The sequence below is a fragment of the Nevskia sp. genome, from assembly GCF_021732705.1.
In the GTDB taxonomy this organism is placed as follows: domain Bacteria; phylum Pseudomonadota; class Gammaproteobacteria; order Nevskiales; family Nevskiaceae; genus Nevskia.
In genome coordinates, this window is record NZ_JAKFUM010000016.1 from 1 (window position 1) to 13,064 (window position 13,064).

11 protein-coding genes, 1 other RNA gene and 1 pseudogene are annotated in these 13,064 nt (G+C 66.4%); 5 read left to right on the forward strand and 8 right to left on the reverse strand.

The features are described 5' to 3' along the window. Nucleotides 1-1,091: pseudogene (locus tag QZ951_RS16675) on the forward strand (glycosyltransferase family 39 protein); the annotation flags it as partial. A gap of 317 nt (nt 1,092-1,408) precedes the next feature. Here the strand turns inward: QZ951_RS16675 and ffs are convergent. Then, nucleotides 1,409-1,499, reverse strand: an RNA gene (ffs, locus tag QZ951_RS16680) — signal recognition particle sRNA small type. Nucleotides 1,500-1,606: 107 nt separating this feature from the next. On the opposite strand from ffs, the gene QZ951_RS16685 reads away from it, so the two are divergent. Both QZ951_RS16685 and QZ951_RS16690 read left to right on the forward strand, forming a co-directional pair. Continuing rightward, nucleotides 1,607-2,965 (forward strand): phosphomannomutase, encoded by a 1,359-nt coding sequence (locus QZ951_RS16685; RefSeq protein ID WP_293002632.1) that lies wholly within the window; start codon nt 1,607-1,609, stop codon nt 2,963-2,965. A 70-nt stretch (nt 2,966-3,035) separates the two neighbouring features. After that, nucleotides 3,036-4,760: a sulfatase-like hydrolase/transferase gene (locus tag QZ951_RS16690; RefSeq protein WP_293002634.1), complete on the forward strand. Its 1,725-nt coding sequence runs from the start codon at nt 3,036-3,038 to the stop codon at nt 4,758-4,760. Nucleotides 4,761-4,806: 46 nt separating this feature from the next. On the opposite strand, the gene QZ951_RS16695 is transcribed toward QZ951_RS16690, so the two are convergent. The 7 genes from QZ951_RS16695 to QZ951_RS16725 form a co-directional block, all read right to left on the reverse strand. Continuing rightward, nucleotides 4,807-6,744, reverse strand: a complete 1,938-nt coding sequence (locus QZ951_RS16695) for a family 2A encapsulin nanocompartment cargo protein cysteine desulfurase (RefSeq protein ID WP_293002636.1) — start codon at nt 6,742-6,744, stop codon at nt 4,807-4,809. Between the two features lie 15 nt (nt 6,745-6,759). After that, on the reverse strand, nt 6,760-7,686 hold the full coding sequence (locus tag QZ951_RS16700; RefSeq protein ID WP_293002638.1) for a family 2A encapsulin nanocompartment shell protein: 927 nt from the start codon (nt 7,684-7,686) through the stop codon (nt 6,760-6,762). 102 nt (nt 7,687-7,788) lie between these two features. Further along, nucleotides 7,789-8,016: a helix-turn-helix transcriptional regulator gene (locus QZ951_RS16705; RefSeq protein WP_293002640.1), complete on the reverse strand. Its 228-nt coding sequence runs from the start codon at nt 8,014-8,016 to the stop codon at nt 7,789-7,791. An 11-nt stretch (nt 8,017-8,027) separates the two neighbouring features. Next, nucleotides 8,028-8,954 carry a serine O-acetyltransferase EpsC gene (epsC, locus tag QZ951_RS16710; RefSeq protein ID WP_293002642.1) on the reverse strand — a complete coding sequence of 309 codons (927 nt, stop codon included), beginning with the start codon at nt 8,952-8,954 and terminating at the stop codon, nt 8,028-8,030. Between the two features lie 5 nt (nt 8,955-8,959). Further along, nucleotides 8,960-9,355 (reverse strand): rhodanese-like domain-containing protein, encoded by a 396-nt coding sequence (locus QZ951_RS16715; protein ID WP_293002644.1) that lies wholly within the window; start codon nt 9,353-9,355, stop codon nt 8,960-8,962. Between the two features lie 220 nt (nt 9,356-9,575). Then, nucleotides 9,576-10,124, reverse strand: a complete 549-nt coding sequence (locus QZ951_RS16720; RefSeq protein WP_293002646.1) for a cytochrome b — start codon at nt 10,122-10,124, stop codon at nt 9,576-9,578. A 271-nt stretch (nt 10,125-10,395) separates the two neighbouring features. Next, a complete protein-coding gene (locus tag QZ951_RS16725; RefSeq protein ID WP_293002648.1) occupies nt 10,396-10,893 on the reverse strand; it encodes a DUF1249 domain-containing protein in 498 nt (165 codons plus the stop codon). An 82-nt stretch (nt 10,894-10,975) separates the two neighbouring features. Here QZ951_RS16725 and QZ951_RS16730 point away from each other — a divergent pair, with 82 nt between their 5' ends. After that, nucleotides 10,976-12,607: an alpha-D-glucose phosphate-specific phosphoglucomutase gene (locus QZ951_RS16730; RefSeq protein ID WP_293002650.1), complete on the forward strand. Its 1,632-nt coding sequence runs from the start codon at nt 10,976-10,978 to the stop codon at nt 12,605-12,607. Nucleotides 12,608-12,665: 58 nt separating this feature from the next. Further along, a complete protein-coding gene (locus tag QZ951_RS16735; RefSeq protein WP_293002652.1) occupies nt 12,666-13,040 on the forward strand; it encodes a limonene-1,2-epoxide hydrolase family protein in 375 nt (124 codons plus the stop codon). The last annotated feature ends 24 nt before the right edge of the window (nt 13,041-13,064 follow it).

The following is a 13,064-nucleotide window of genomic DNA, read 5'->3' on the forward strand; positions in this document are numbered from 1 at the left end:
CGACACGCCCTCGCCTGCTGCGCGCCTACCTGTGGATGGGCTTGGGCTTCCTGACCAAGGGACCGATCGCCGTGGCGCTGCCGGTGATCATCAGCGCCGTGTTCTACGCCACGCAGCGTCGACCGCTGGACTGGCTCAAGGCCGCGTTCGATCCGTTCGGCTGGCTGGTGTTCCTCGCCGTCGTCGCGGTCTGGATGGCGCCGCTGGCCGCGACCGGCCAGACCGATTTCTTCTTCCACTTCCTGTTCGACCACAACCTGACCCGCTACGGCTCGACCCTGCAGGGCCACGGCGGCAAGCGCTGGTACTACGCCGCGGCGCTGCCGTTCATCGTCATGCCGTTCACCGCGCTGCTGCCGGGCGTCTTCGCGCGCGTCCGCCGACCGGATCCGCTTGATACCTATCTGCTGCTGTGGTTCGCGTTCGTGTTCGTGTTCTTTTCGTTCTCGGGCACGCAGTTGCCGCACTATCTGCTGTACGGCTGCACGCCGCTGTTCATCCTGTTCGGCCGCGCCTGGGACCGGCTGCCGGCCAAGGTCTGGACGCTGCTGCCGGTGCTGCTGTTCACCTTGCTGCTCGCGAGCCTGCCGTGGGTGCTGCCGCAGATTCCGATCGACCCGAGCCGCCCGTACGAAGCCGGCATCCTGTCGCTGGCGGCCAGTTCGTTCGAGCGCGACTACACGATCCTCAGCGTCATCGTTCTCGCGGTGATCGTCACCCTGCTCGTCCGGCGCTCGGTGCCGGCGTGGCAGGCGCTGCTCGGCTCCGGGCTGGCGCTGTCGATGCTGGTCTGGTTCGGCGTGGTGCCGGTGCTGGCCGCCGCACAGCAGGTGCCGACTCAGGAAGCGGCCGTGCGCGCCAAGGAAATCGGTGCGATGACCGTCAGCTATCGCACTTATCTGCCGACGTTCAGCGTGTACCGCGGCGCCGTCACCCCGAACCGCCTGCCGGAACCCGGCGAACTGGTGTTCGTGAAGCTGGACCGGATTCCGGACCTGCAGCGCGACCTCGGCGCCAGCGTGACCTTGATCCCGGAGTTCAAGAAAGGTGGCGTGGCGCTATTGCTGCGTCAGGCAGAAAACCGGCCTTAGTCGACGTTCGCAGCGCAAGCGGTATGCCGCGATGGCGCAGACACCGTCCGTGCACGCCCATCACCGACGCGCTGGGCGTGGTCCCGTCGGCCGGCGGCATGCACCCGTTTGCCGGCGAGACCGCAGCCTCTGGTGGGGCCGCGCCATTGATCGTTCAGCGAACGCGGCAACCCGAGCTTGAAGACCACGCTGGCGGCAACGAAGGCTCCACGGATCGAACGCACGACCCGGCCGCCGACCGACCGCTCGATCGCGAAAACGACAACGGCCCGCCTGAGCGAGCCGTGGTGGTTGCTGCAAATTCTGAAGGCCCGCGCCAGCGACACCCCGGCACCCGTCTGCACCGCTACCGTTGCTCCCTTCCGGGCCTGGCGGGGTTCACGGCTTGCCGTCGCGGGGGCACCGGCGCGGACCAGCGCGGATTGTCGTCTCGTGCCACCCAAAGCTCAAGCATAATTTGCGTTGGCCGCCGTCTTGCAGCCAATTGACTCTGCTCGTTTTTTGACCACCCGACCATGACCCTGCGCCTCCCCTGCTTCAAGGCTTACGACATTCGCGGCCGCGTGCCGGATGAATTGAATGTCGATGTCGCCTATCGACTCGGCCTGGCCTATGCCGCCGCGTTCAGCCCGAAGCGCGTCGCGCTCGGCCGCGACGTGCGCCTGTCCAGCGGTGAACTGCTCAACGCGCTGGCGCACGGTCTGGTCGAGGGCGGTGTCGAAGTCGTCGACATCGGCCTCGGGGGCACCGAAGAGGTCTACTTCGCGTCGTTCCAGCCGGGCATCGACGGCGGCATCATGGTCACGGCCAGCCACAACCCGATGGACTTCAACGGCATGAAGCTGGTCAAGGGCGGTGCGATCCCGATCTCCGGCGACACCGGCCTGCGGGCGCTGGAAGAAGCCACCGCGGCCTCGACGGCCAAGGCGCCATCCGGCGAAGCCAAGCGCACCCATCACGACTACCGCCCGGACTACGTCGAGCACCTGCTCGGCTATGTCGATCCGAAGGTTCTGAAACCGCTGAAGATCGTCGTCGATGCCGGCAACGGCTCGGCGGGTCTGGTGATCGACGCGCTGGAGCCACATCTGCCGTTCGCGTTCATCAAGATCCATCACGAGCCGGACGGCACGTTCCCGAACGGCATCCCCAACCCGCTGCTGCCGGAGATGCGCTCGGCGACCTCCGCAGCGGTGATCGAGCACGGTGCGGACTTCGGCGTGGCCTGGGACGGCGACTTCGACCGCTGCTTCCTGTTCGACGAGAAGGGCGGCTTCATCGAGGGTTACTACATCGTCGGGCTGCTCGCCGAAGCGATGCTGAAGCTGGAGCCTGGCGCGAAGATCATCCACGACCCACGCCTGACCTGGAACACGGTCGACATGGTCGAAACGGCCGGCGGGCGACCGATCCAGTCGAAGACCGGCCACGCCTTCATCAAGGAGCGCATGCGCCTCGAGAACGCGATTTACGGTGGCGAGATGAGCGCCCATCACTACTTCCGCGATTTCGCCTACTGCGACAACGGCAACATCCCGTGGCTGCTGGTGGCCGGGCTGATCTCGGCGAGCGGCAAGACCCTGTCGCAACTGGTCGAGGACCGTCAGGCCAAGTTCCCGGCCTCGGGCGAGATCAACCGCAAGGTCGCCGATGTGAAGGGCACGATCGCGAAGGTCGAAGCCGTCTATGCCGGCCTGCCGGGCGCGCGGGTCGAGAAGGTCGATGGCCTCTCGATCGCCTTTGATCAATGGCGCTTCAACCTCCGCGGCTCGAACACCGAGCCGGTGCTGCGCCTGAATGTCGAGTCGCGCGCCAATCCGGCGCTGATGGACGCGAAGACCGCCGAGCTGCTGGCGCTGATCGACGCCGCGTGAGCGCCGCAGCCGCGTATCGGGCGCAATTCCGCCGCGAAAGCTCGCGTACCGCCACCGTCGGACGCATCCGATGAACGAGGCCGCAAGCCGCGCGACGGTCGTCGCGCGCCGGATGCTGTTCGCGCTGCGCTGGCTGCTGGCGGCCGGCGCGATCTACGTCTCGGTGCAGTACAGCGACGATGCGCTGTGCGTGCCGATCAACCTCAGTCTGTTCCTCGTGCCGTTCACCGTGATGCTGGCGCTGACCGGGCGCTGGGTCTGGAGCCTGTCGATCGCGTCCGCGGTCGCGCTGTTCGTCTACGGCATGGGCGAGTTGAAGCTCAAGTACTTCTACACGCGGCTGATCGTGGCCGACTGGGCCTTCATTTCCGAGCCGGCGAACTGGACCATCGTGCGCCAGTATCCGCGCATCTACGGCGTGCTGAGCCTGTTCGTGTTCGGCGCCAGCTTGCTGGTGATCGATGCGGTCTGGGCGGCGCGGCGCCAGAAGCCGGTCGCAGCCAAGCTGCGGCTGGCGTCGCTGGCGCTGGCGATCGGACTCGTCGGCCTGCTGTACCAGTCGCGACACCATCACCAGTGGGAAGTCTGGCTTGACGATGCCGACTGCGGCCCCGGGCATCGCTGCGGTGTGCTCGGCCGGCTGCTGTTCTCGTTCCAGATGTTTTCGTTCGAGCTGCCGACGCACGCCGGCGATCCATCGATCTTCATCGCGCGACGCGGCCAGCTGCCCGTGGTCAGCCCCGATGAAGCGCCGCAGACGCCGGACATCGTGCTGTGGCTGAACGAATCGACCTTCGACGTCCGCAATTTCAAGCTGCCGGGGGCCAGGCTGCCGAAGCTCGCGATGTTCGACCCGAGCCCGCAGACACGCGCGAGCGGCCTGCTGCGCACGCACACGTTCGGCGGCAAGACCTGGCTGTCGGAGTTCTCGGTGCTGACCGGGCTGGTGCCGGACGACTTCGGCGCGCGCCGCAGCCTCGTGTTCACGACGATCGGCCCGAAGACCGAGACCAACCTGTTCAAGCTGCTGAAGGCACAGGGCTATCGCACCGTGGTGCTGATGCCGACGTTCAAGCGCTTCTACGGCGCGGGGCGCACCTACGAAACGATGGGTGCGGATACCGTGCTGACCCTGCGCGATTTCCACGAGTACGATCGCTTCCCGGGCGACGAATGGGACATCGCCGACACCGACCGCATGGGGGCAGCCGCGCAGAAGATCATCCGCGAGCACCGTGCCGGCCCGAACGGCGCGCAGCCCCTGTTCGTCTATCTGCTGTCGGTCAAGGAACACGCGCCGTATTCGAAGTTCACGCGCATCCAGTACAACCTCGACAAGACCGGCATTCCGAAGAACCTTGCCGCGCGGCTGACGGACTACATCGGCCGCCTGGTGACGCTGGATCAGGCCATCGCCGACATGGACCAGTTCCTGTTCGACAAAGGCGCACGGCCTGCCGTGTTCGCGTGGTTCGGCGACCATCAGGCCTATTACGAGCAGGATTCGCCGCCGTACCGTTTCGATTTGCCGGAACCGAAGAACGTCACGCAATTTCAGGTGCGCAGCAATCTGGTCGTGCCGAAGATCCCGAAGATGAAGTTGATGGACATCGCCTTCATGCCGAGCCTCGTCACCGACATCGGCGGCGTCGCGAAGGACGAGTATTTCAGCGCGCTGTCGGCCATGCGCCAGCTCTGCGACGGCGCGCTCGACGATTGCCCGGACAAGGCCCTGGTCGACAGCTACAAGGCGCAGGCCTTCAGCCGCGAGGTGGGACTGTTCTCGACGGAGTGAACCGGTCGCAGGTCCGGATTGATCCAGACCTGCGATCGCCTTGCCTTCAGCCGCGTCGACGCGTCTGCGCCAGCCGCCGCACCGTGTCGGCGAGCAGGTCGAGTTCCTCGAACGTGTTGTAGAAGGCCAGACTCGGCCGCACCGTGAACTCCAGCCCGAAGCGGCGCAGGATCGGCTGCGCACAGTGATGGCCGGTGCGCACCGCGATGCCTTCTTCGGACAATGCCTGCCCGACTTCGTTGGTCGTGAAACCGTCGAGCACGAAACTCATCACGCTGGTCTTGTGGGCGGCGGTGCCGATCATGCACAGCCCCGGAATCCGGCACAGCAGATCGGTGCCGTACTCCAGCAGGTCATGCTCCGCGCGGGCGATGTTCTCGATGCCGATGCGCTCGACGTAGTCGATCGCCGCACCCAGCCCCACCGCATCGGCGATGTTGCCGGTGCCCGCTTCGAAGCGCGCCGGCGGGCCGTGGTAGACGGTCTTCTCGAAGGTCACGTCCTGGATCATGTTGCCGCCGCCCTGGTACGGCGGCGTGTGTTCGAGGATTTCCTTCTTGCCGTAGACCACACCGATGCCGGTCGGCCCGAACACCTTGTGGCCGGAGAACACGAAGAAGTCGGCATCCAGCGCCTGCACGTCGACCTTCATGTGCGACACCGACTGCGCGCCGTCGATCAGCACCTTGGCACCCGCCCGATGGGCGAGATCGATGATCTCCTTGACCGGCACCACGGTGCCGAGCGCGTTCGAGACCTGCGTCACCGAGACGATCCGGGTCCGGTGATTCAGCAGCTTCTGGTATTCGTCGAGCCGCACCTGACCGGTGTTGTCGACCGGGATCACCCGCAGCACCGCGCCCTTCTCGGCCGCCAGCATCTGCCAAGGCACGATGTTGGCGTGATGCTCCAGATGCGAGATCACGATCTCGTCACCTTCGCCGATGTTCTGCTTGCCCCAGCTCTGGGCGACCAGATTGATCGCTTCCGTGGTGCCGCGAACGAAGATGATCTCGTCCGGCGTCGAGGCGCCGATGAACCTCGCGACCTTCTTGCGCGCGGCCTCGTAGGCATCGGTCGCCCGCGCCGCCAGTTCGTGCGCGGCGCGATGGATGTTCGAGTTCTCGTGCGCGTAGAAGTACGCGATGCGGTCGATGACCGACTGCGGCTTCTGCGTCGTCGCGGCGTTGTCGAGCCAGACCAGCGGCTTGCCGCCGTTGACCTTGGTCGACAGGATCGGGAAATCGCGGCGAATCGTCGCGACGTCGAAGATGCCGCGGCCCGGTGCGACCTTCGGCGTGGGTGCCGGTTGGGCGGCGCCGAGATCAGCGAAATAAAAGCTCGGCGCGGACGCACTCGAAGGCGATGACGGTGCCGATGGCGTCGCCAGCGGCGTCGCCGGAACCCGCGTCGGCGTCGACAGTCCGAACCGATCGGACAGGCCATCGAGCTTCAGCGGCGGCGCTGCCGGCACGCCACTCGTCGACGAGGCTTCGCCGAGGAAGTAGTACGGATTGCTCGGCGGCTGGACCGCGGACGGCACGGCGGCGTCGGACAGGTTCGGCGTCGGCGCCGCACCCGGAATCAGCGCCGCGAAAGCTTCCGGCACGCCCGCGAAACCGCTGCCGCCTTTCGGCAGCGCCGGCAGCACCGTGCTCTGCAGACCATGCAGATCCGGCGTCTGCGCCTGCGTCGGCAGCACGCGCGGCGTGATGAACGACGGCGGCGCGGCCAGTTCCGCGGCACCCGGCTGCGTCGTCCGCATCGGCGGCGTCATCGGCAGGGTGGTCGCCACCGGCAGGGGATTGTTGTGACCGGCCACCGGAATGCCGCCCGGCGGCAATGGCGAAGCGAGGTTGATGGGGCCGCGCGGCGCAGCCGGTGCCTGAGCCAATGCCGGTTCAGCGCCGGGCAGCGCACTGAACATCGCATTGGCCATGGCCTGCAACGCGGCGGGGTCGAGACCGCTGCCCGAGACACTCATGGGAGCCTCGGCGCCTTACTTGTAGGTATCGGGATAGTCGTGGAACTTGTTGATTTCCACATCTTCCAGCACCGCCAGCGCGTCGTCGGTCAGCACCGCCAGCGAGCAGTACAGCGAAATCAGATACGAGGCGACCGCATGGTCGTCGATGCCCATCAGGCGCACCGACAGGCCCGGGCTCTGCTCGCCCGGCAGCCCCGGCTGGAACAGGCCGATCACGCCCTGCCGCTTCTCGCCGACGCGCATCAGGATGATCTTCGACTTGCCGTCGGCGATCGGCAGCTTGTCGCTCGGAATCAGCGGCACGCCGCGCCAGGTGATGAACTGCGAGCCGAACAGGCTGACCGTCGGCGGCGGCACGCCACGGCGGGTGCACTCGCGGCCGAATGCGGCAATCGCCAGCGGATGGGCGAGGAAGAACGCCGGCTCCTTCCAGACCTTGGTCAGCAGTTCGTCCATGTCGTCCGGCGTCGGCGCACCCGTCAGTGGATACACGCGCTGCGATTCGGCGACGTTGGCCAAGAGGCCGTAGTCCGGGTTGTTGATCAGCTCGGATTCCTGGCGTTCCTTGATCGTTTCGATGATCAGGCGCAGCTGTTCCTTGATCTGGTCGTTCGGGCTGGAATACAGGTCCGACACGCGGGTGTGGATGTTCAGGCGCGTGGCGACCTGCTTCAGCCAGTATTCGCGGGGGTTTTCCTCGTAGTCGACGAAGGAGTTCGGCAGCTGGCCGGACTCGGTCACCGAACAGGCGGTGCGGATGTCGGCCGGGTTCTTCACCTTGTTGACGCGGAACACGCCGGCTTCGACCGGCTGCCACTGCAGCAGATGCGTCAGCCAGCGCGGCGTGATGTTCGAGTACTGCGCAACGGTCTTGGTGGTGTTGGCAAGCTTGCGCGCGGCAGCGTCGCCAAGGGTCGGCAGGAGTTCGGTATCAGCCATCGGGGATCCTCGTCAGATCGGTTCGGGAATAAACTTAGATTGAACCGGCATGAACGAAGGGTCGACGGGACATAGTCCTCAGGCTGCGACTTTTTTGTTCGATCAACTGGCCTGATCGATTCGAATCAGTTCTGAGGCCGGAATGCCCAGTGCCGCCGACAGCTTTTCCAGCGTCTGCAACGTCGGGCTGACCGCCCCGCGCTCGATGTCGCCGACGTAGCTGCGATCGAGCCCGGCAGTCGAAGCCAGCCGTTCCTGCGACCAGCCGAGCCGTTGCCGATGCTCGCGCAGCGTGCGGGCGAGTGCCTGCTGCAGGCTGACGGAACTCATCGTCGGTGCACTCAAGCGCTGGACGCCTGTTCCGAACGCGCCTGCGTGATCTGGCTGCCCAGCGGCACGCTGCGGGTCAGCCAGACATTGCCGCCGATGCTCGACCCGCGGCCGATGGTGATGCGGCCGAGGATGGTCGCGCCGGCGTAGATCACGACATCATCCTCGACCACCGGATGTCGCGGCTGCCCCTTGACCAGACTGCCGTCTTCCGCGGCCTCGAAGCGCTTGGCGCCGAGCGTCACCGCCTGATACAGCCGCACGTGATCGCCGATCACCGCCGTTTCGCCGATCACGACGCCGGTGCCGTGATCGATGAAGCAGTACTTGCCGATCGAAGCGCCCGGATGGATGTCGATGCCGGTTTCCGAATGCGCCAGTTCGGCGACGATCCGCGCGAGCAGCGGCAGGTCGAGTTCGTACAGTCGATGGGCGATGCGGTGGTGAATCAGCGCATGGATGCCCGGGTAGCACAGCAGCACTTCGTCGACGCTGCGCGCGGCCGGATCGCCCTGGAACGCGGCCTCCGCGTCGGTATCGAGCAGCGTGCGCACCGTCGGCAGGCTGCGCGCGAACTCGGCGATGCGCGCCTGCGCCTTCTGCAGCGCCTCGCCCGGCCGGTGCTCGCCGTGATCGCGCCGACGGCTGGCCAGTTCCAGCCGTGCTTCCTCGACCAGTCCGTTCAGCGCGCGGTCCAGCGCATGGCCGACGAAGAAGTCCTCGCCTTCGCGCTTCAGGTCCGATGGCCCCAGCCGCAGCGGAAACAGCGCCCCGCGCAGCAGGCGCAGCAGTTCGCGCACGCGCTCCGGCGACGGGAATTCGCGATCGCCGGAATCACGATCGCGACTGCTGCGATGGCGCCAGTCCTCGCGCGCCTCGCGCAGTTCGCGCACGATCGTCGGCAGATCCCAGTGCGGGCCCGACTCCGCGACACTCACCGGAATCAGTCCTGCAGCCACGGCAGGCCGTGATGCCGCCAGCCGTTGGCGTGGCCGCGCTGGCCGTGCTCGTCGAGATCACCCTCGAAGCCTTCCTGCACGTAGGCGATCTGGGTGAAGCCGGCCTTCGGCGCCACATCCACCGCCAGCGCCGAACGCTTGGCGCTGCGGCACAGCAGCAGCGTGGGCCGATGCAGGCCGACCTTCGCTTCCAGCTCACGCGCGAATCGCGGATTGCGGGTCAGCGCGGTGCCGGTCGCCCACGGCACATGCAGGCTGTCCGGCACGTGGCCGACGAACTTGCGTTCCTCGGCCGTGCGGACATCGACCAGCACCACGGCGCCGGAACGCACCAGCTGCCAGGCTTCCGCCGGGGCCACGCTGCCGCCGTTCGGAACCACGGGCTCTGGCGATGGACCGGATGGAGACGGGCTTGCGCCGTCCTGGGGACGAACCGTGTGACTGTCGAACGGCATGGGACCTCCGGAATCGGGCGCGCCGACGCGTTCAGTCGAGTCTGGCGCAGGAAGCCGAGACTTTAGGGCGGTTGCAGCGGTTCGAGAAGGAATAAGAGCTGATACGGGAATTCCCGGATCGAATAACCCATCGACGTCCGACGCCTCAGGCCTCGCGCCCCGGCAGCATCCGCGCCATCGTGTTGTCGCGCTTGACGTAGTGGTGATACAGACCGGCCAGCGCATGCAGGCCGATCAGGAAATAGCCGATGGTGCCGCCGGTTTCATGCAGTTCCTCGACGACTTCGGCCAGTTCCTTGTCGGACGCCACCAGTGGCGCGATCGTGAACAGATTGAAGTACGGGATCGGGTCGCCTTCGAAGCTCAGGATCAGCAGGCCGCCGATCGGCATGCCGATCATCAGACCGTACAGCGCCACGTGCGCGGCCTTCGACGCCAGATGCTGCCAGCGCGGCAAGGCCGGGGTGATCGTCGGTGCCGGGCCATTGGCAAAGCGGGCTGCCAGCCGCAGCCAGACCACCGCGAACACGGTGAGCCCGAACGAGAAGTGCAGCGTCTTCACCAGCAGGCGGGTATCGCTGCCTTTCGGGAACTCGGTGCGGACGAGAATGAAGAAATAGGTCGCGACGATCAGCAGCAGGGTCAGCCAATGCAGGGCGATCAGCGGCGTGCTGTAGCGGGTTCGGGCAGTCATCGGAAAAGCTCCATCCGGTGGATCGGGCAGCGACACATCAATGAGGGAACGGCAGCGTGCCCGTCGTTGCATGGACACGGCGTGAACGCAAGGTGAGCAGTCCGTCAATGAACGCATGCCGCGCAGTGTCGATCCGTCTGCTGACGTACGCGGACCACCGCGGTGCGGACGGCCTGTGCTGCGATTGACGCGCCGGCGGTGAACGCGGGCCAACCGGACGGGTGAGGCCGGCAACCAGCAAACCGGCCCGGAAAGACCCGATCAGACTCGATCAGGCGACTGGCGGCTTCGGCGCCCGCGGCCGCGCGGCAATCGCGAAGCCGTGGCCGTGCTCGAGCAGGTACTCCAGCCACTTCGCGAGCATGTGGTTGCGGCCCCACTGGTCGTCGAGATAGTCGTGGGCCTGGGTGTCGCCGAACATCTGCGCCAGCCATGTCGGCCGCTTGCCGCAGTCCAGCGCTTCGGCCACCTTGGCATCGCGATAGACCTTGATCCAGAGATCCGGCTCCAGCCGGCGCTCGCCGTTGGCATCCTTGAACTTGTAGGTCAGGCGCAGTTCGGCGGTGTACGGCGCGCGTTCGACCACCGTCAGCACCAGCGGCAGGTCGGTCGGCGATTTCGACACGGCCCGCTCGAACGGCAGATTCAGCTCCGGCACCAGCCGTTCCAGCAGCAGATAGCTGCGCTCGTACAGATCGACCAGATGGGCGATCCGGCGCGGTTGGCCGCAACAGGGGCAATAGGGTGAATGGGTGGTGTCGGCGTGCATGCGGCGGACTATAAGATACCGGCGCAGTGGTCACAAACCCTCATTCCTGCGGGTTTTCCTCCCCTTTTCGACCCCTTTGTCAATGCCCATCCGCGAACTTCCGACGAAGCCCTACACCGACCAGAAATCCGGCACTGCCGGCTTGCGCAAGAAGGTCGCCGTGTTCCAGCAGCCGCACTATCTCGAGAACTTCCTGCAGTCGATCTTCGACGTCGAAGCCAGTCTCAAGGGCAAGACGCTGATCATTGGCGGCGACGGTCGGTATCACAATCGCGAGGCGATCTACACGGCGATCGCGATGGCCGCCGGCAACGGGATCGCCAAGGTCATCGTCGGCCAGGGCGGCATCCTGTCGACACCGGCCGCGTCGAACCTGATCCGCGTGCACAACGCGGCCGGTGGCCTGCTGTTCACCGCCAGCCACAACCCGGCCGGGCCGGATGGCGACTTCGGCATCAAGTTCAACATCGCCGGCGGCGGTCAGGCGCCGGAAGCGCTGACCGGCAAGCTCTACGAAGTCAGCCGCCAGATCACGCGTTACCGGATTTTCGAAGGCGCGAACGTCGATCTTGATCGCCGCGGCAGCCAGCAGTTGGGCGACACGCTGATCGACGTCGTCGACAGCGTCGACGACTACGCCAGACTGCAGCAGAGCCTGTTCGACTTCGACAGGATCCGGGACTGGTTCAAGCGCGGTGGCCGCATCACCTTCGATGCCATGCACGCGGTGACCGGGCCCTACGCGCGGCGCATCCTCGTCGAACAGCTCGGCGCGCCGGAGTCCAGCGTGATCAACGCGATGCCGCTCGAAGACTTCGGCGGGGGCCATCCGGACCCGAACCTGATCTACGCCAGGCATCTGCACGACCTGGCGCTGAGCCCGGACGCGCCGGATCTGATCGCCGCCAGCGATGGTGACGGCGACCGCAACATGATCCTCGGCCGCGGCCTGTTCATCTCGCCCGGCGATTCGCTGGCGATGCTCGCGGCCCATCTCGACAAGCTGCCCGGCTACAAGGGCGGCCTGAAGGGCCTGGCGCGCTCGATGCCGACCTGCCGTGCGGTCGATGTCGTGGCCAAGGCGCTGAAGGTCGAATGCTTCGAGACGCCGACCGGCTGGAAGTTCTTCTGCAATCTGCTGGATGCCGGCCGCCTGACGCTGTGCGGCGAAGAAAGCTTCGGCACGTCCAGCAGCCACACGCGCGAGAAGGACGGCCTCTGGGCCGTGCTCGCCTGGCTCAATGTCGTCGCCACGACCGGCCTGTCGGTGCAGCAGATCGCCAGCCAGCACTGGGCGCGCCACGGCCGTCACTACTACGTGCGGCACGACTACGACGAACTGCCGGTGGCCAGCGCGAACACGGTGGTCGACACGCTGCGCAAGGCGCTGCCGGCGCTGGTCGGCGTCACTCACGGCGACTGGACGATCACGCAGGCCGACGAGTTCGGCTACACCGACCCGGTCGACGGCAGTGTCGCCACCGGCCAGGGCCTGCGCATCGTCTTCGGCGATGCCGCGCGCATCATCCTGCGGCTGTCCGGCACCGGCACCGAAGGCGCGACGATCCGCCTGTATCTCGAACGCTACGAGACGGCCGCCGACAAGCTCGCCTGGACAACGACCGATGCGCTGGCGCCGATCGCGGCAATCGCCGACAAGCTCGTGCGGATCAACGAACTGACTGGCCGCAAGGGTCCGAGCGTCGTGACCTGAAGCCGTTGCTGCCGCCGTGCCGCCGTCACCACCGCCACCCGTGAAAGGACTACAGCCGATGACCCTGACCGATACCGCCCTCGCCTTCATGTCCCGCTGGCCGGATCCGGCCCGCTTCCTGCCGTCGATCGGCGAGTACTTCGCCGACGACTGCCTGTACGAGAACATCGGCCTGTCGATGACCCGCGGGCCAACGGAGGCCATCGCATTCTTCGAAGCGTTCATGAAGCAGGTGCCGCTGGTCGCGATCAAGGTCGATCTGCTGGCCATCGCGGAAGCCGGTGACGCCGTGCTGACCGAGCGCGTCGATCACTTCGTGGCCGCCGACGGCAGCACGCTGATGTCGATCCCGCTGATGGGGATCATGAAGTTCCGCGACGGCAAGCTGTACGAGTGGCGCGACTACTTCGACACCAAGCCGTTCCGGCCGTGAGGCGACGGCGCACGCTGCGTTGAC

Bases quoted from the DNA above. Each gene is read 5' to 3' on its own strand.
- QZ951_RS16700 (WP_293002638.1), bottom strand. From the start codon at position 7,686: ATGGCTGATACCGAACTCCTGCCGACCCTTGGCGACGCTGCCGCGCGC.
- QZ951_RS16690 (WP_293002634.1), top strand. From the start codon at position 3,036: ATGAACGAGGCCGCAAGCCGCGCGACGGTCGTCGCGCGCCGGATGCTG.
- QZ951_RS16735 (WP_293002652.1), top strand. From the start codon at position 12,666: ATGACCCTGACCGATACCGCCCTCGCCTTCATGTCCCGCTGGCCGGAT.
- QZ951_RS16725 (WP_293002648.1), bottom strand. From the start codon at position 10,893: ATGCACGCCGACACCACCCATTCACCCTATTGCCCCTGTTGCGGCCAA.
- QZ951_RS16730 (WP_293002650.1), top strand. From the start codon at position 10,976: ATGCCCATCCGCGAACTTCCGACGAAGCCCTACACCGACCAGAAATCC.
- QZ951_RS16705 (WP_293002640.1), bottom strand. From the start codon at position 8,016: ATGAGTTCCGTCAGCCTGCAGCAGGCACTCGCCCGCACGCTGCGCGAG.
- QZ951_RS16695 (WP_293002636.1), bottom strand. From the start codon at position 6,744: ATGAGTGTCTCGGGCAGCGGTCTCGACCCCGCCGCGTTGCAGGCCATG.
- QZ951_RS16720 (WP_293002646.1), bottom strand. From the start codon at position 10,124: ATGACTGCCCGAACCCGCTACAGCACGCCGCTGATCGCCCTGCATTGG.
- QZ951_RS16685 (WP_293002632.1), top strand. From the start codon at position 1,607: ATGACCCTGCGCCTCCCCTGCTTCAAGGCTTACGACATTCGCGGCCGC.